This is a genomic window from Priestia sp. SIMBA_032, from assembly GCF_046535215.1.
Taxonomy (GTDB): Bacteria; Bacillota; Bacilli; order Bacillales; family Bacillaceae_H; genus Priestia; species Priestia aryabhattai.
In genome coordinates this window covers 1-235 of sequence record NZ_JAWRXD010001593.1, presented here as the reverse complement: position 1 = coordinate 235, position 235 = coordinate 1, and the positions used below count along the sequence as shown (strand labels likewise).

At 75.7% G+C, this 235-nt stretch carries 1 protein-coding gene; it reads left to right on the top strand.

The genetic code is table 11. From position 1 onward, the window contains the following. Positions 1–235, top strand: a 235-nt coding sequence (locus tag SB717_RS39670; RefSeq protein ID WP_410908837.1) for an STN domain-containing protein, incomplete at both ends; no start/stop codon positions are given.

Genomic DNA, 235 nt, shown 5'->3' with positions numbered 1-235 from the left:
GCCGCGACCTGGTCTATCGCACCGACCAGGTCGCCGATGTGCGCGTGCCCGGCGTGGCCGGCGAATACGCCAGCGTGGACGCGCTGAACCGGCTGCTTTCCGGCTCCGACCTGGTGGCCGTGTCCGACACGTCCGGCGCCCTGATGGTGGTGGCCCGTGCCCAGACCGCGGCCCAGTCCCAGCCCGCGGCCCAGCCGCGCCGCCAGCCCGCCGAACCCGCGCCGGTCGACGAACC